This window comes from Deltaproteobacteria bacterium (assembly GCA_029210625.1).
Lineage (GTDB): Bacteria > Myxococcota > Myxococcia > SLRQ01 > SLRQ01 > JARGFU01.
Genome location: JARGFU010000014.1, coordinates 94,813 through 110,603, shown reverse-complemented (window position 1 = coordinate 110,603; position 15,791 = coordinate 94,813). Strand labels below are relative to the sequence as shown.

The following is a 15,791-nucleotide window of genomic DNA, read 5'->3' as shown; positions in this document are numbered from 1 at the left end:
GCCGACATGGCGGGCCGCGTGAAGAAGGACCGTCGCTCCACCACGGACGGCGGGCTGATCCGGGGGCGCTTCGGCGCCGAGATGGACGAGCTGGTCGCGCGCCTCAACGCCTCCATCCGCTTCGACAAGCGGCTGGCGGAGGAGGACGCGGCGGGTTCGATCGCCCACATCGAGATGCTGGGCGAGAAGGGCATCGTCTCCCAGGCCGACGTGCGGGCGGTCGTCACCGCCCTGCCCAAGCTGGCCCTCAAGCTCCTCGCCGGGATGCTCCCCGTCGACGACGAGCTCGAGGACGTCCACCTGCACCTGGAGTCGGCGCTGATCGGCGAGGTCGGCGACGCCGGCCGGCGCCTCCACACGGCCCGCTCCCGCAACGATCAGGTGGCCACCGATCTGCGCCTCCATCTCCTGCGCAAGGGGCTGCCGGCTGTGCAGGGCGCCATCTCCGGGCTGATGGTGGCCCTGGTGGAGCGGGCCTCCGAGCACACCGACACCCTGATGCCGGGCTACACCCACCTCCAGCGGGCCCAGCCGATCTCGCTGGGGCACCACCTGCTGGCGCACGTCGAGGCCTTCGACCGGGACCGGCAGCGCCTGGACGACGCCGCCGAGCGGGTCGCCTTCTCGCCCCTGGGCGCCGCGGCCCTCGCCGGCACGCCCTTCGACATCGATCGCAAGGCCACGGCCAAGGCCCTCGGCTTCAGCGCGCCGATGCGCAACTCCCTCGACGCCGTGAGCGCCCGGGACTTCGTCCTCGAGACCCTGGCCGCGCTGGCCATCGCCATGACCCACCTCTCCCGCCTGGCGGAGGAGCTGGTGCTCTGGTCCACGGCCGAGTTCGGCTTCGTCACCCTCGACGACGCCTACTGCAGCGGCTCGAGCATCATGCCGCAGAAGAAGAACCCGGACATCCCCGAGCTCTGCCGGGCGAAGGCCGGGCGGGTGCAGGGCAACCTGATGACCCTGCTCTCGGTCCTCAAGGGGCTGCCGCTCGCCTACAACAAGGATCTGCAGGAGGACAAGGAGCCCCTCTTCGACAGCCTCGACACGGCGACCGACTGCTTCACCGTGATGGCGGGGGTGATCCAGACCGCCACCTTCCACGAGGAGCGGATGCTCCGGGCCCTCGCCTCCGCCTACCCCACCGCCACCGACGCCGCCGACTACCTCGTCGAGCAGGGCGCGCCCTTCCGGGACGCCCACCGGGCCGTGGGTGAGCTGGTCACCTACTGCGAGCTCGAGGGGCTCGAGCTCCACGAGGTGGACCTCGCCACCCTGCGAGGCTTCCACCCCGGCTTCGACGAGGGCCTCACCAAGGTGCTCGATCCCCGGACCAGCCTCCGCCGCCGCGACCACCTCGGCGGTCCCTCGCCCAAGCGGGTGCGGGCCGAGGTGAAGCGCTGGAAGAAGGTGCTCTAGTGCGCCGCCTCCTCCTCGCGGTCCTCCTCCTCACCCTGGGCGCCTGCGGCATCAAGGCTCCGCCCCGCCCGCCTGTCGAGCAGCCGTCGGCCGAGGAGCGCGAGGCGCCGCCGGCCCCCGAGGCCGACGCGGCCGACGAGGAGGAGCCCGGAGCGGACGCCGGCGGCGAGGCCGAGGCCGAGTAGCCATGCACCACTTCAGCTACCGCCGTGGGCGCCTCCACGCGGAGGGCGTCTCCCTCACCCAGCTCGCCCGCGAGCACGGCACCCCGAGCTACGTCTACAGCCGGGCGACCCTCGAGCGGCACTACGAGGCCATGGACGAGGCCCTCGCCGGGCAGCGCCACCTGGTCTGCTACTCGGTGAAGGCGAACTCGAACCTCGCCGTGCTCGACGTCCTCGCCCGCAAGGGCGCGGGCTTCGACGTCGTCTCGGGCGGAGAGATCCTGCGGGTGCGCAAGGCCGGCGGGAAGGCCTCGAAGATCGTCTTCTCCGGGGTCGGCAAGCGGGAGGACGAGCTGGCCCTGGGCCTCGAGGTGGGGATCAAGGTCTTCAACGTCGAGAGCGAGAGCGAGCTCGAGCTCCTCGCCCGGGTGGCGCGCCGCGCGGGCAAGGTCGCGCCCGTCTCCCTGCGCGTGAACCCCGACGTCGATCCCAAGACCCACCCCTACATCTCCACCGGGCTGCGGACCCACAAGTTCGGCATCCCCCTCGAGGAGGCGCGGCGCCTCTACGCCCGCGCCCGCCGGATGCGGGGGATCCGCATCTGCGGCATCGACTGCCACATCGGCTCCCAGCTCACCGAGCTCTCCCCCTTCGTGGACGCCCTCGAGGAGGTGAAGACCCTGGTGCTCGAGCTGCGCGCCGAGGGGCACGCCATCGAGCACATCGATCTCGGCGGCGGCCTGGGCATCACCTACGACGCGGAGGTGCCACCGCACCCCCGGGAGTGGGGCCGGGCGGTGGGCGAGGTGCTCGCGGATCTGCCCGGGCTCGAGGTGCTGGTGGAGCCGGGGAGGGTGATCGCGGGCAACGCCGGCATCCTCCTGACCCGGGTCCTCCACGTGAAGCAGCAGGGCGAGCGGCGCTTCGTCATCGTGGACGCGGGCATGAACGACCTGGCCCGGCCCGCCCTCTACGGCGCTCACCACAGCATCCTCCCGGTGAAGGCCCCCACGAGCGACGCCACGGAGGTCGTGGACGTGGTCGGCCCCATCTGCGAGTCCGGCGACTTCCTGGCCCAGAACCGCACGCTGCCGCCGGTGAAGGCGGGCGAGCTGCTGGCCGTGATGTCGGCGGGCGCCTATGGCTTCACGATGTCCAGCAACTACAATGGGCGGCCCCGCGCGGCCGAGCTGCTGGTCGACGGGAAGAGCGTCCACCTGGCCCGGGTTCGAGAGACGACCGGTGATCTGATCCGGGGCGAGCGCCGCCTGCCGCGCTGAAACCAGGGCCCCCGAAGGAACGAAGAGGTCCGCTGCGATGAAGAAGCTCGAAGGAGTCTGGCCCGCCATCGTCACCCCCCTCGCAAGGGACGGGAGCGTCGATCACGACGCCCTCGCCACGTTCTGTGGCTGGATGATCGACGAGGGGGTGACCGGGCTGGTGGCCTGCGGGACCACCGGCGAGGGCGCGACGATGGACGAGGAGGAGACCCTCGCCATCACGCGCACGGTGACCGCCGCCGCCGACGGCCGGGTCCCGGTGATCGTCGGCACCGGCTCGAACGACACCCGCCGCAGCGTGCAGCTCACCGAGAAGGTGGCGGCGCTGGGGGTGGAGGCGGCCCTGGTGGTCACCCCCTACTACAACAAGCCCAACGCCGACGGCCTCGAGCTCCACTACCGGGCGGTGGCCGAGGTGGGCCTGCCGGTGGTGCTCTACAACGTCCCCGGCCGCACCGGCACCGACATGAGCCGGGAGGTTATCGTCCGCCTGGCGGCCCTCGAGGGGGTCGTGGCCATCAAGGACGCCTCCCGGAGCATGGAGAAGGCCATGGAGCTGCGGGATCAGCTCGGCCCCGACTTCTCCCTCCTCTCGGGGGACGACTTCACCATCCTGCCCTTCCTGGCCTGCGGCGGCGACGGCGTGATCTCGGTGATCGCGAACGTGGCGCCGCGCCAGACCGTGGCCCTGGTGAAGGCCTTCCAGGCCGGCGAGCTCGAGCAGGCCCGCCGGCTGCAGACCGCGCTCCTGCCCCTGATCGGCACCCTCTTCCTCGAGGCCAACCCCATCCCGGTGAAGGGGCTGCTGGCCGAGCTCGGCCGGATGGGCCCGACCCTGCGGGCGCCCCTCGCGCCGGCCTCGGCGAAGACCCTGGCCGCGGCGCGGGCGGCGTACGACGCACTGGAGGAGACCGCATGAGCACGCTGGGCGTGGTCGTCACCGGCGCCACCGGCCGGATGGGCGGCCGGATCATCCATCACCTCCACGACATCGAGGGCGTGGCCCTGGTGGCGGCCACCGACCGCCCCGGCTCGAGCCACGTCGGCCTCGACGCCGGCCTCGCCGCCGGCATCGGCGCGGTCGAGATCCCGGTCCACGACGTCCTCACCGACGCCCTCGACGCGGCCGGCGAGAGGGCGCGGGTGATCATCGACTTCACCACCGCCGAGGCCTCGGCGGTGCACGCCGCGGTGGCCGCCGAGCGGGGCCTGGGCCTGGTCGTCGGCTCCACCGGCTTCGACGACGCCACCCGCGCGGCGGTCGAGGCCGCCGCGACGAAGGTGCCGGTGGTGATGGCGCCCAACATGAGCACCAGCGTGAACCTGATGATCGCGCTCTCGCGGATCGCCGCCGAGGTCCTCGGCGACGAGTACGACGTCGAGATCCTCGAGGCCCACCACCGGGGCAAGAAGGACGCGCCCTCGGGCACCGCCCTGCGCCTGGGCGAGGTGGTGGCGAAGGCCCTCGGCCGCGAGTTCGGCCAGGTCGGCGTCTTCGGCCGGCGGGGGAACGTGGGCGAGCGCCCGCGCCGCGAGATCGGGGTCCACGCCCTGCGCGGCAGCGACGTGGTGGGCGAGCACACCGTCTACTACTTCGGGGACGGTGACCGCCTGGAGATCACCCACCGGGCGGGCTCCCGGGACACCTTCGCCCGGGGCGCGGTGCGCGCGGCCCGTTGGGTGGCCGAGCAGCCGGCCGGGCTCTACGGGATGGCCGAGGTCCTCGGCTTCGGGAGCTGATCATGAGCACCTCGAGCGCCCGCTACCTCCGCTTCCTGGACGGGGACGCGCCGCGCTGGGGGCGGCTGGAGGAGGGGAGGGTGCAGCCCCTCGACGCCGCCCCCTGGGCCGGAGGCGCCCCGGCGGGCGAGCCCCGCGACCGCGCCGGGCTCGCGCTGCTGGCGCCCGCCACCCCCACCAAGATCGTCTGCGTGGGCCGCAACTACGCCGCCCACGCCGCCGAGCTGGGCAACGAGGTCCCCGCGGAGCCCCTCCTCTTCCTCAAGCCCCCGAGCAGCGTGGTGGGCCCCGGCGGCGCCATCGAGCTGCCCCCCGGCGTGGGTGAGGTGCACCACGAGAGCGAGCTGGCGGTGGTCGTCGGGCGGCGGCTGGGGCCGGGGTGCACGCCCGCGGAGGCGCTCGAGGCGGCCTTCGCCCTCTGCGCCGCCAACGACGTGACCGCCCGCGCCCTGCAGAAGCGGGAGGGGAAGTTCACCCGGGCCAAGGGCTTCGACACCTTCTGTGCCCTGGGACCCGAGCTGGTCACCGGAGAGGATCCGCTGGCCCGGCGGGCCGTGCGTTGCCGGGTGAACGGCGAGCTGCGCCAGGAGGGGCACACCGGCCAGCTGATCTTCGACGTGCGTCACCTCCTCCACTTCGTGGCCCAGGTGATGACCCTCGAGCCCGGCGACCTCCTCCTCACCGGCACGCCGCCCGGCGTCGGGCCGATCGTCGCCGGCGACCGGGTCGAGGTCGAGGTCGAGGGGGTCGGGGTGCTGGAGAACCCGGTCGTCGACCGGGCCCGCTAGATGACGGGGGTCGAGCGGACGGCCCTGCTCTCCCTGGGCTCGAACCTCGGCCCGGCCGAGCGGATCTTCGAGGCCGCCCGGCAGGCCCTCGCGCGGGAGCCCGGCGTCACCCTCCTGGCCGCGTCCCCGGTCGAGCGCAGCGCGGCCCTCGGCCCCACCCAGCCGGTCTTCGCCAACCAGCTCCTGCGCCTGCGCACCTCGCTCCCGGCGCCGACCCTGCTGGCCCTGCTCCAGGCCATCGAGCGGCGCCTCGGCCGCCGCGCACACCACCGGCGCTGGGGGCCCCGGATCCTCGATCTCGATCTCCTCGCCTACGACGAGCGGCGGCACCTGGACGCGCACCTGCGGCTGCCCCACCCCGGCCTCGGGCGGGGCTACCTGCGCCCCCTCCTCGACGCCCTGGAGGAGGGATGAGCCCCCTGGCTGCGGGTGAGCTGCGGGGCGTCCTCCTGCGCGCCTGGACCGGCGTGCTCTGCATCTCCTTCTCGGCGATCTTCGTGCGCCTCTCGGAGGTCCCGGCGGTGCAGTCCGCCTTCTGGCGCACCGGCTACGCGGCGATCTTCCTCGCGATCGTGGCGCTCGCGCGCCGCGAGCGGCTCGCCGATCTCTTCTTCCCGGGCACCCTCGTCGCGGGGATGCTCCTGGGCGCGGACTTCCTGGCCTGGCACGGCTCCATCGTCCGCATCGGCGCCGGCCTGGCCACCGTGCTGCCCAACCTGCAGCTGGTCGGCGTGGGGATCCTGGGCATCTTCGTCTTCCGCGAGCGGCCGCGCCTCCTCTTCTGGCTCGGCGTGCCGGTGGTCTTCGCCGGGGTCTGGCTGCTGGGGGTGGTGGGGCGCCCGGTGGCGCAGGGCGCCTCGGTCCCCCTCGGCGTCCTCCTCGGCGTGGTCACCGCGCTCTTCTACACCGCCTACCTCCTGACCCTGCGGTGGGCCCGTCTGCGCCGGCCGGCCCTCTCGACCCTCGCCGTGGTCGCCTCGCTGACCTTCGGGGCCGCGCTGGTCACCGGCATCGGGGCGGTGGTCGACGGCGTCGCCGCGGTGCCGGAGGGCCTCGAGGCGAACCTCTGGCTCCTCTGCCTGGCCCTGGGCTCCCACGTCGGGGGCTGGCTGCTCCTGGCCTCCTCCATCCACCGCATCCCGGCGGCGCTGACCTCGGTCACCCTCCTGCTGCAGCCGGTCCTCTCCATCCTCTGGGGCGCCCTGCTCCTGGCCGAGCCCATCGGCTGGTCGCAGATCGCGGGCGCCGCCATCGTCCTCTCCGGCGTCGCCGTGGCCCACCAGGGCGCCGCCCGCCCGGCTCCGGCGGGTGGTGAGTAGCGAGCCCGCCCCCGCCGATGATAGGAAGCCAGACCGTGATCGCACCGAACACCGCTCGAGTCGTCTCGTCGATCCTCTTCCTCGCCCTGCTGGCCGGCTGCGAGGCGCCGGAGGTCGTGCCCCGGGAGCCCGCCCTGGTGCAGGGGGGCGGCGTCGCCGCCGGTGGTCCGCGGGCCGAGCAGCTCAAGCAGGTCGAGGAGCGCAAGGCCGAGCTCGAGGGGCTGGAGAACCCGGTGGGCATCCTCGCCTCCCTCGGCTCCCTCTACTACGAGAACGGCCGCTACCCCGAGGCGATCGACTGGTACCGGCAGGCCATCGAGAAGGCCGCGCCGGCCCTCGAGGCCTTCGACGCCCTCGCCGGCGAGGTCGGTGATCGCGAGCCCTACGCCGGGGAGCTCCCGGGCATCTGCGCCTCCCGCGCGGAGGCCAAGGGCTTCGAGCGCTCGGTGAACGTCGCCGAGGGTCTGAGGCGTGAGGGTCCCCCGGAGCGGGCGCTGGCCTGCTACCGGGCGGCGCTCCAGCCGGTGGCCGCGGCCTACGCCCGCCGCGGCAGCAGCTGGGCCGTGCTGGAGCAGGTCGAGCGGGGCCTGGCCGACATCGACCGAGCCCTGCAGATCGCCCCCGACATGGCCGAGGCCAACTTCCTCTACGGCGCGGTGGTCTTCAACAACCGCCAGGGCGGCCCGGGCAAGAGCGTCGGCGAGAAGGCGGTGAAGGCCTGGCAGCACTTCCTGGAGCTCGCGCCGGATCACCCCCGCGCGGCGCAGGTCCGCGGCGCGCTCGACTCGATGATGAACCTGAGCGGCCTGCCGGCGGGGCACCCGCCGATGGACGCCGCCGCCGCCGCCGCGGCCCGCCAGGGAGGCAAGGTCCCCGGGGGCGCGCCGCAGGGCAGCGCCGAGCCCGCCCCCGCCCTCGTCGCCGGTCTCCCGCCGGCCCTGGTCGAGGTGGTGAAGCTGCTGATGAAGGGGCGGCCCGCCGACGCGATCGCCATCTGTGACCAGTTCCTCGCGATGGCGCCCGCGCACGGCGCCGCGATGTCGCTGAAGGCCCAGGCCCTCGCCGGCGACGAGGCGCGCGCGAAGGAGGCGATGGAGCTGGCCGCGGCGGCCCTCGACCTCGGCCCGAACGCCCGGGCTCAGCAGGTCCTCGGCACCCTCCACGAGCGGCGCGGTGACCTGGAGGCCGCCGGGAACCATTACCGGGAGGCGCAGAAGGCGGACCCGGCCTACGCCACGGCGGCGGGCGTCGACGCGCGCCTCGAGCGGCTCGCGGGCGGGAAGTAGCGGCCCGCCGGCCCGGCGCCTCAGAGGATCCGGGCCGCGAGGAGATCCTGCACGTCGAGGAGGCCGACCGGCCTCCCCTCGGCGTCGGTGACCGGCAGCTGATCCACCCTCGCCTCCGAGAGGAGGGCCGCGGCCTCCTCCACCGGCGCCCCGGGGCTGGTGCAGCGGGGGTGGGCCCCCATCACCGCGGCCACCGGCCGCTCGAAGTCGACCTCGCCGGCCTCGACCAGGCGGCGCAGATCGCCGTCGGTGAAGATCCCCGCGAGGCGTCCGTCCTCGCCGACGATCAGGGCGGCGCCCGGGCGGCCCGGGGTGCGGGTCATCACCCCGAGGGCGGCGGAGAGGGGGGCGCTCGCGTCGACCAGGGGCAGGGCCTCTCCCTGCCGCATGATCTCCTCGACCTTCATCAGCTTGCGGCCGAGGCTGCCGCCCGGGTGGAGGCGAGCGTAGGCCTCGCGATCGAAGCCCCGCGCCTCGAGCACCGTCATCGCGAGGGCGTCCGCCAGCGCGAGCAGGGCGATCGACGAGGCGGTGGGGGCCAGGCCCAGGGGGCAGGCCTCCGAGACCCGGCCGATGGAGAGGACGTGATCGGCGCCGCGGGCCAGCGTCGAGCTCCGCTCGCCGGTGAGGGCGACCACCGCGACGATGCCCACCCGGCGCACCGCCCGCAGGAGCTGCAGCGCCTCGTCGGTCTCGCCGGAGTGGGAGAGGATCAGCAGGACGTCGGCGGGCACCACCCGCCCGAGGTCCCCGTGGAGGGCCTCGGCGGGGTGGAGGTAGAGCGAGGGGGTGCCGGTGGAGGCCAGGGTGGCCGAGAGCTTCTGGGCCACGAAGCCCGGCTTGCCCATCCCGGCGACCACCACCCGGCCCTCGCAGGCCAGGATGACGTCCACCACCGCGTCGAAGCTCTCGTCGAGCTCGCCGATGACCGCGCCGATCACCTCGGACTCGGTGCGCAGCACCTGCTCGGCGTAGCGCACCCGATCACCGGGATCCGGAGAGACGCGCTCGGGGTCGGAACTCATGGGTCAGAATGTCGCTCATGGGGGCCGAAAGGGCCACCCGGACGTCGAGGTTGACCGATGGCGCGGCTGCCATCACATTGCGCGCCCGAAGACCCACCCCCCGACCCCCGCGAGAGAGGACCCCCATGAAGCTCTTCATCGATACCGCCGACATCGACGAGATCCGCAGCGCCGCCGCCATGGGGCTCCTCGACGGTGTGACCACCAACCCGAGCCTGATCGCCAAGACCGGCCGCTCCTTCGAGGAGGTCATCAAGGAGATCTGCGAGACCGTCCCCGGGCCGGTCTCGGCCGAGTGCCTCTCGACCACGGCGCCGGAGATGATCGAGGAGGCCCGCAAGGTCGCGGCCCTGGCTCCCAACGTGGTGGTGAAGCTCCCCCTGACCGTCGACGGCCTCACCGCGACCCGCACCCTGACCGACGAGGGCATCAAGACCAACGTCACCCTCTGCTTCCACCCGGTGCAGGCCCTGCTCGCCGCCAAGGCCGGCGCGACCTACGTCTCGCCCTTCGTCGGCCGCCTCGACGACATCTCCACCGACGGCATGGCGCTCATCGCCGACATCGTGACGATCTTCCAGAACTACGCCTTCGAGACCGAGGTGCTGGTGGCCAGCGTGCGCCACCCGGTCCACGTCCTCGAGGCGGCCCGGATGGGCGCCGACGTCTCGACGATCCCCTACAAGGTGATCCAGCAGCTGGCGCACCACCCCCTCACCGTGAGCGGCCTGGAGAAGTTCCTGGCTGACCACGCCGCCTCGCAGCGGTAGGGCTCGCGAGGCGACGCGGGGGAGGGCGGCCGCGGCCGGCCCGTCGTCAGTCGACGGTGCCGGTCGCCGTGTAGATCGAGAGGGGGCTGCAGGGGCCGGCCTGGGCCCGGACGGTGAAGGCCTGCTGCACCTGGCACTCGCCGATGTCGTCCCCGACGGTGCCGGTGTCGACGCAGACCGCGCCCGCCTGGGTGCAGGTGGGGGCGGTGATCGGCTTGCAGTTGCCGTTGTTGGCCGTGCCGTCCCGGGCAGTGACGTTCACCTCGTAGCCGTAGCCCGACGAGGGCGGGAAGGAGATCGAGGTGGCGTGGACGCACTGGGGTGCGGCGCTGCAGTCGGTGCTCTCGACCCAGGCCATGCCCCAGACGTCGGGGATGGAGCGGTTCACGGCGCCGTCGGGGAACTCGGCGCGGGAGAGGGGGCTCGGGGTGACCGGACCCACGGTGAGGGCGGTGCCGCCCGCCATCGGGTTCATGTTGATGTCGGAGACCCGCAGCAGGGAGGTGGAGTTCCCGCCGTCGGCGATGTCCCCGAAGTTGCTCTGGAAGCCGAGGCCGGGCACGCCCTCGTCGCCGCAGCAGCCGCTGACCACGATCCGGGTCTCGTCCCAGATGGTGGTCTGGGCGTCCCAGGTTCCGTTCGGGCCGTCGTAGCTGCCGTTGGTGTTGCTGTCGAAGAAGAACTCGCCCGTCTCCCAGGCGCCGCTGTCGTCCCGGTCGACGAAGGGCTCGCCGAGGTCGATCCACTGCTCGCCGGCGTCGTAGACGGCGTTGCCGTTGGCGTCGGTGAAGGCCTCCTCACCGGTCACGTAGGCGATGAGGGTGTAGAAGCCGTCCCGCGGGTTGCGGACCTTGGTGACCGAGTTGAAGGTGTGGCTCCAGTTCGGCTCGTTGGCGATGGGGCTGGTGTCGAAGGGGAGGCCGCCCGTGGTCCGGAAGGACGTGGAGGCCGTGCCGTTGGTCACCGCCTTGTTGGTCTCGATGGTGCCCGCCTCGGTGGTGAAGAGGACCGAGACGCCCGCCGCCGCGGCCACCGGGTTGTTCCAGCGGTCGGAGACGTTCACCGAGCAGGCCACCGAGACCGTGACGTTGGTGGAGGAGAAGTTCGAGTCGTTGGGGAAGTCGCCCAGGCCGTTCACGTTCTTCTTGGCGCAGGAGAAGGTGAAGCCCTGATAGTTCGGCTTGGCGCCGACGATGTTGATCGTCCCGGTGGTGGCGGTGTCGGTGTTCCCGACGATGCTCACGGTGGCGGTCACCGTGAAGGGCACGGCCTGGGTCCCCGAGATGGCGGTGGTGTTGACCAGGCCGGAGACGGTCGAGCCGGTGAACTGGGTCAGGGTGAGGCCGCCCGCGCCGGTGTTGGAGAGGGTGAAGTTCACGGGCACCCCGTCGGGGATGGTCAGCCCGGTGTCCGTGCCGTTGGTGCCCAGCACCCGGAAGGAGATGTCGTTGGTCTCCTGCCAGCCGGAGTCCCGGGCGCCCATGGTGGTGAACTGCACGTCCTCCACCAGGACGTTGTCGAGGCCGATGACGTCGACCAGCACCTGCTTGGTGGTGGTCGAGCCGGTGCCGGGATCGGTGACGATGGTGGCCTCGGCGGCGACCAGCTTGCCGACCTGGTTCTCGGGGCGCCAGTGGACGATCACCTGCCCGTTGGCGTCGGTGGTGCCGGTGTAGAGGGAGGTGCCCGACTCGAAGAGGGTGCCCTGGGGCACGCTGAAGTCGACGCTGTAGCCGGAGACGGGGCCGCCGTTGTCCTCGACGATGGCGGTGAGGGTCACCTCGACGGCAGGGGTGGCACCGGCGTAGGCCGCGATGACCCGGTTCTTGTTGGCCGTGAAGGTCAGGCGGTTCAGGCCGGGGTCGGCCACGCAGGCCGTGGTGGCGGCGTCGCAGATGCAGCCGCCGGGGGCTCCGCAGCCGGCGCAGGTGAGGATGTCGCAGTTCGGGTCGGCGCAGTCGCGCAGGCCGTCGCAGTCGTTGTCGTTGTTGTCGTTGCAGGTGGTCTCGGAGATCTCACCGCCGGGGCAGGCGCACGCGCCCAGCGCGTTGCAGGTGAGGCCGTTCGCGCCGCAGACCTGACCGGGGGTGACCGGGCTCGTCTTGGGCTGGCAGTCGGGGTCCTCGCAGTCGTAGAGGCCGTCGCAGTCGTTGTCGGCGCTGTCCCCGCAGTTGGCCTCGACGGTCCCGCCCGGGCAGGCGCAGACGGAAGGGGAGGAGGTGTCGCAGACCATGCCGTTGGCGGCGCAGGCCTGGCCGGTGCAGTTCACCGCGTCCTCGCAGTCGGTGAGGCCGTCGCAGTCGTTGTCCACGCCGTCGTTGCAGGCGGCCTCGATGCCGGTGCCCAGCGGGTCGGTGGCGCAGACGCAGTCCGCCACCGCGAAGCCGCAGGTCAGGCCCACGTCGTTCGGGGCCTGGGCGGCATCGTCGCAGGCCGCCATGTCGCAGTCCGAGTCGGCGCAGTCGGCGACGCCGTCGCAGTCGTTGTCGAAGCCGTCCTGGCAGGCGGCCTCGGGGTCCTGATCCTGATAGCAGTCGCAGGTGACGGTGCCGGTGCCCGCGGGATCGCCCCAGCGCTGACCGCTGACGCTGCAGGCGCGGCCGAGGCAGTCCGGATCCTGGCCGTCGACGAGGCCGTCGCAGTCGTTGTCGATGCCGTCGTAGCAGTCACCCACCGTGGAGGCCTCGACCCCGCTGTTGGAGCAGGCGCAGGAGCCGGCGGTGCAGATCTCGTCGTTGGCCGAGCAGGCCCGGGCCTCGCAGTCGGAGTCGTCGCAGTCCGCGACCCCGTCGCAGTCGTTGTCCACGCCGTCGCCGCAGGTGGCCTCGGTGGTCTCGGCCGCCACGACGTTGCCGCCGGCGTCGGTGGGCTGGCAGACGTTCGCGCCGCCGCTGCAGACCATGCCGTTGGTGAGCGCCAGGCCGTCGGCGCAGTCGTCGGTGTCGGCGCAGTCGGTGAGGCCGTCCTCGTCGTCGTCGATCGTGTCCTCGCAGTTCACCTCCCGGCGCCACTCCTCGAAGACGATCGAGGCGGTGCTCGAGACTGGGCCGATGGCCGCGCGCACCCGCGCCGTCCCGGCGCAGCTCGCGTCGGTGAAGCTGTTGCAGGTGGTGAGGACCACCGGCGGGATGGTGCCGTTCGCGAGGGTGGCCGTCAGGCTCTTGCCGCCCCCATCGAGGCTGCCCCGGTCGGTGGTGAGGACCAGGAGGCCCGTGGCCGGGTCACCGTTCTCCATCGCCGCCGAGACGTTGATCGTGACCGTGTTGACGCCGTCCGCGAGCACCGTCAGGGGGGCCGCCGTCACCGTGATGGTCGGGGTGTCGCCCCCTCCGCCCCCCGGGCAGCCGGTGAGGGCCACGAGGGCGGTGAGGAAGGTGGTGGCGAGAAGGGGGGCTGCGAGCCTGTTCATTTGCACTCCCGGTGATCGGAGGCTCCGGGCCGAACGGAGCATCACCGGGCCGGCTCCGTCACGAAACGGAGCCCGCGCGCTCGCTCCGGCCTCCCTTCCCTCCTCGACGTGGGTACGGCCGATCTTGAGGGCTCAGTGTCCGGTGCACGCTCGATCCCTGTCAAGCGACCGCCACGGCCGGGCAGACCGCGGGGTGGGGGGGACCTGACGCGCCGCGGCAGGGTGTCTTGACCCCTCCGAACGGGCGGTCTAGGGTGCCAGCGCGGATCGATCGATCCGGGCATACAAGCTCTCAATATTACTAGAGAAATCAACCAGCGAGGTTCATCGTGAAGATCCTGGTCACCGTCAAGCGTGTCGAGGACCCCGAGTCCAAGATCAAGGTCAAGCCGGATGGCTCCGGCATCGTGACCGACGGCATCAACTACAAGGTCAATCCCTTCGACGAGATCGCGGTGGAAGAGGCGCTGCGACTAAAGGATGCCCACGGCGGCGAGGTGGTCGTCCTCTCGGTGGGTGGCTCCGAGACCACGGCCGAGATCCGCTCCGCCCTCGCGATGGGCGGCGATCGCGGTGTGCTCGTGAAGACCGCGGGCATCGTCGGCGCCGACGTGGCCTCCCGCCTCATCCAGAAGGTGGTCGAGGAGGAGTCTCCCGACCTCGTCCTGATGGGCAAGCAGGCGGTGGACGACGATCAGGGTCAGGCCGGGCAGCGGCTGGCCGAGCGCCTCGGCTGGGCCCTGGCGACCCAGGCCAGCAAGCGGGCCTCGCTCGAGTCCGATGAGGAGAAGGCGAAGAAGCCCGGCCTCGAGTTCGACGGGAGCGCCCTGAAGGTCACCCGCGAGGTCGACGGCGGCCTCGAGGATCTCTCCCTCTCCCTCCCGGCGGTGGTCACCTGCGACTTGCGGCTCAACCAGCCGCGGTACGCCTCCCTCCCCGGGATCATGAAGGCGAAGAAGAAGGAGCTGAAGGAGATCGACGCCGGTGGTCTGGGCGTCGCGTTGGACGAGCCGGTGAAGGTCCTCGGCCTCAAGCCGCCCCCGGAGCGGGCCGGTGGCGAGATCGTCCCCGACGTGCCGACCCTCGTCGCCAAGCTCAAGAGCGAGGCGAAGGTCCTCTAGCGCTCCCCACAGAATCGGAACAAAGGAAGAAACATCATGGCATCCGTTCTCATCATCGCCGAGCATCGCGAAGGCAAGATCCTCGCCGCCACCTACAGCGCCCTGACCTGCGGCAAGCAGATCGCCGACGCCAACGGCCTCTCCCTCGAGGTCGCGCTCCTGGGCAAGGGCGTCGAGGGGCTGGCCGCCGATCTGGCCGCCCGCAGCGTCGCCAAGGTCCACGTGGTCGAGCACGACGCCCTCGAGCATGGGCTCTCCGAGCACATGGCGAAGGCCGTGGCCGATCTGGCCAACGCCACCGACGCCACCTGGATCGGTGCGGCCAGCACCGTGCAGGGTCGCGACTACCTCCCGCGCGTGGCCGCGCGCCTCGACGCGGGCATGGCCACCAACGTGGTCGCCGTCGACGGCAACAAGCTGACCCGGCCCATGTGGGCGGACGCGGTCATGGCCGAGGTGGAGATCACCACCGCCAAGAAGGTCTTCACCTGCCGGCCCACCGAGTTCGAGCCCATCGCCGAGGGGGGCAGCGCCGAGGTGGCCAAGTTCGACGTCGAGCTCGACGCCGGCGCCGCCAAGGTGACCTTCGCCGGCCTCGAGCTGGTGAAGTCCGAGCGCCCCGCCCTCACCGAGGCCAACGTGGTCGTGGCCGGCGGCCGCGGCACCAAGGGCGACTTCGGCATCATCGAGGCCCTGGCCGATGAGCTGGGCGCCGCCATCGGCTCCACCCGCGCGGTGGTCGACGCCGGCTGGGCTCCGAACGAGTACCAGATCGGCCAGACCGGCAAGGTGGTCGCGCCCGACCTCTACATCGGCGCGGGCATCAGCGGCGCCATCCAGCACCTCGCTGGCATGAAGGGCTCCAAGGTCATCGTGGCCATCAACAAGGACGAGGAGGCCCCGATCTTCCAGGTGGCCGACTACGGCCTCGTGGCGGACCTCTTCAAGGCCATCCCCGAGCTGATCGAGGAGATCAAGAAGGCCAAGGCCTAGGCCTTGGCCGGACGGGGGACGAAAGCCAGCCTGTCTCTCGGGGCCTGCCCGAGGCCCCGGGAGGGGCTGGCGTTCGAGCAGTACGAGGGCGAGACCATCGTGGTCGAGCCCGCGGAGGGGGTCATGCACGCCCTGACCGGCGTCGGCCCCTTCCTCTGGGAGCGCATGGACGGCTCCACCTCCCTCGAGCAGCTCGCGCAGGCCCTCTGCGAGCGCTACGAGGTCGAGCTCCCCGAGGCCCGGGACGACGTCCTGGTCTTCGCCCGCAAGCTGATCGAGAGCGGGCTCCTGGTCCTGGCCGCTCGGGGCTGAAGCCAGGGGGCGGGCGCCCCTCGGCGCGCCCCTCCCCCCGAATCGGGACAAGAGCGACCGATATCCGCTAGGATCCCTCTGATTGGCGCTGGTCCAGAGGATCGGGCGCGCGGGAGGGAAAGAGGTACGCGCGCTACATCCTGATCGAGCGCCGCTGTCTCCAAT

At 72.3% G+C, this 15,791-nt stretch carries 15 protein-coding genes; 13 read left to right on the top strand and 2 right to left on the bottom strand.

Annotated features, from left to right (window positions below; all coding sequences use genetic code 11):
* The first annotated feature begins 6 nt into the window (after positions 1 to 6).
* From argH to P1V51_14620, 9 genes are read left to right on the top strand one after another with little or no spacing between them, the layout of a single operon-like run.
* Positions 7 to 1,419 (top strand): argininosuccinate lyase, encoded by a 1,413-nt coding sequence (gene argH / locus P1V51_14660; GenBank protein ID MDF1564288.1) that lies wholly within the window; start codon positions 7 to 9, stop codon positions 1,417 to 1,419.
* The gene (locus P1V51_14655; protein ID MDF1564287.1) at positions 1,419 to 1,604 is read left to right on the top strand and encodes a hypothetical protein; all 186 of its coding nucleotides are present in this window, start codon (positions 1,419 to 1,421) and stop codon (positions 1,602 to 1,604) included. The genes argH and P1V51_14655 overlap by 1 nt, the downstream gene beginning before the upstream one ends.
* A gap of 2 nt (positions 1,605 to 1,606) precedes the next feature.
* On the top strand, positions 1,607 to 2,863 hold the full coding sequence (gene lysA, locus P1V51_14650) for a diaminopimelate decarboxylase (GenBank protein ID MDF1564286.1): 1,257 nt from the start codon (positions 1,607 to 1,609) through the stop codon (positions 2,861 to 2,863).
* A 37-nt stretch (positions 2,864 to 2,900) separates the two neighbouring features.
* Positions 2,901 to 3,782, top strand: a complete 882-nt coding sequence (gene dapA, locus P1V51_14645; GenBank protein MDF1564285.1) for a 4-hydroxy-tetrahydrodipicolinate synthase — start codon at positions 2,901 to 2,903, stop codon at positions 3,780 to 3,782.
* Positions 3,779 to 4,603 carry a 4-hydroxy-tetrahydrodipicolinate reductase gene (gene dapB / locus P1V51_14640; GenBank protein MDF1564284.1) on the top strand — a complete coding sequence of 275 codons (825 nt, stop codon included), beginning with the start codon at positions 3,779 to 3,781 and terminating at the stop codon, positions 4,601 to 4,603. The genes dapA and dapB overlap by 4 nt, the downstream gene beginning before the upstream one ends.
* Before the next feature lie 2 nt (positions 4,604 to 4,605).
* Positions 4,606 to 5,391 carry a fumarylacetoacetate hydrolase family protein gene (locus tag P1V51_14635; protein ID MDF1564283.1) on the top strand — a complete coding sequence of 262 codons (786 nt, stop codon included), beginning with the start codon at positions 4,606 to 4,608 and terminating at the stop codon, positions 5,389 to 5,391.
* Entirely contained in the window at positions 5,392 to 5,805 is a 414-nt protein-coding gene (gene folK / locus P1V51_14630) for a 2-amino-4-hydroxy-6-hydroxymethyldihydropteridine diphosphokinase (GenBank protein ID MDF1564282.1), read from the top strand.
* Positions 5,802 to 6,710: a DMT family transporter gene (locus P1V51_14625; GenBank protein ID MDF1564281.1), complete on the top strand. Its 909-nt coding sequence runs from the start codon at positions 5,802 to 5,804 to the stop codon at positions 6,708 to 6,710. Before folK ends, P1V51_14625 begins: the two co-directional genes overlap by 4 nt.
* Positions 6,711 to 6,745: 35 nt before the next feature.
* Positions 6,746 to 7,996 carry a tetratricopeptide repeat protein gene (locus P1V51_14620; protein ID MDF1564280.1) on the top strand — a complete coding sequence of 417 codons (1,251 nt, stop codon included), beginning with the start codon at positions 6,746 to 6,748 and terminating at the stop codon, positions 7,994 to 7,996.
* A gap of 20 nt (positions 7,997 to 8,016) precedes the next feature.
* Here the strand turns inward: P1V51_14620 and P1V51_14615 are convergent, their stop codons facing one another.
* Positions 8,017 to 9,021 (bottom strand): KpsF/GutQ family sugar-phosphate isomerase, encoded by a 1,005-nt coding sequence (locus tag P1V51_14615; protein MDF1564279.1) that lies wholly within the window; start codon positions 9,019 to 9,021, stop codon positions 8,017 to 8,019.
* A 125-nt stretch (positions 9,022 to 9,146) separates the two neighbouring features.
* On the opposite strand from P1V51_14615, the gene fsa reads away from it, so the two are divergent.
* Positions 9,147 to 9,791 (top strand): fructose-6-phosphate aldolase, encoded by a 645-nt coding sequence (gene fsa, locus P1V51_14610; protein ID MDF1564278.1) that lies wholly within the window; start codon positions 9,147 to 9,149, stop codon positions 9,789 to 9,791.
* 46 nt (positions 9,792 to 9,837) lie between these two features.
* Here the strand turns inward: fsa and P1V51_14605 are convergent, their stop codons facing one another.
* Positions 9,838 to 13,200 (bottom strand): hypothetical protein, encoded by a 3,363-nt coding sequence (locus P1V51_14605; GenBank protein ID MDF1564277.1) that lies wholly within the window; start codon positions 13,198 to 13,200, stop codon positions 9,838 to 9,840.
* 329 nt (positions 13,201 to 13,529) lie between these two features.
* On the opposite strand from P1V51_14605, the gene P1V51_14600 reads away from it, so the two are divergent.
* Genes P1V51_14600 through P1V51_14590 form a run of 3 tightly spaced genes read left to right on the top strand, consistent with a single transcriptional unit; the run spans position 13,530 to position 15,626 of the window.
* Complete coding sequence (locus tag P1V51_14600; GenBank protein ID MDF1564276.1) at positions 13,530 to 14,321, top strand: electron transfer flavoprotein subunit beta/FixA family protein; 792 nt, start codon at positions 13,530 to 13,532, stop codon at positions 14,319 to 14,321.
* A gap of 36 nt (positions 14,322 to 14,357) precedes the next feature.
* The gene (locus tag P1V51_14595) at positions 14,358 to 15,314 is read left to right on the top strand and encodes an electron transfer flavoprotein subunit alpha/FixB family protein (GenBank protein MDF1564275.1); all 957 of its coding nucleotides are present in this window, start codon (positions 14,358 to 14,360) and stop codon (positions 15,312 to 15,314) included.
* Positions 15,315 to 15,317: 3 nt separating this feature from the next.
* The gene (locus P1V51_14590; GenBank protein ID MDF1564274.1) at positions 15,318 to 15,626 is read left to right on the top strand and encodes a PqqD family protein; all 309 of its coding nucleotides are present in this window, start codon (positions 15,318 to 15,320) and stop codon (positions 15,624 to 15,626) included.
* Positions 15,627 to 15,791: the final 165 nt, after the last annotated feature.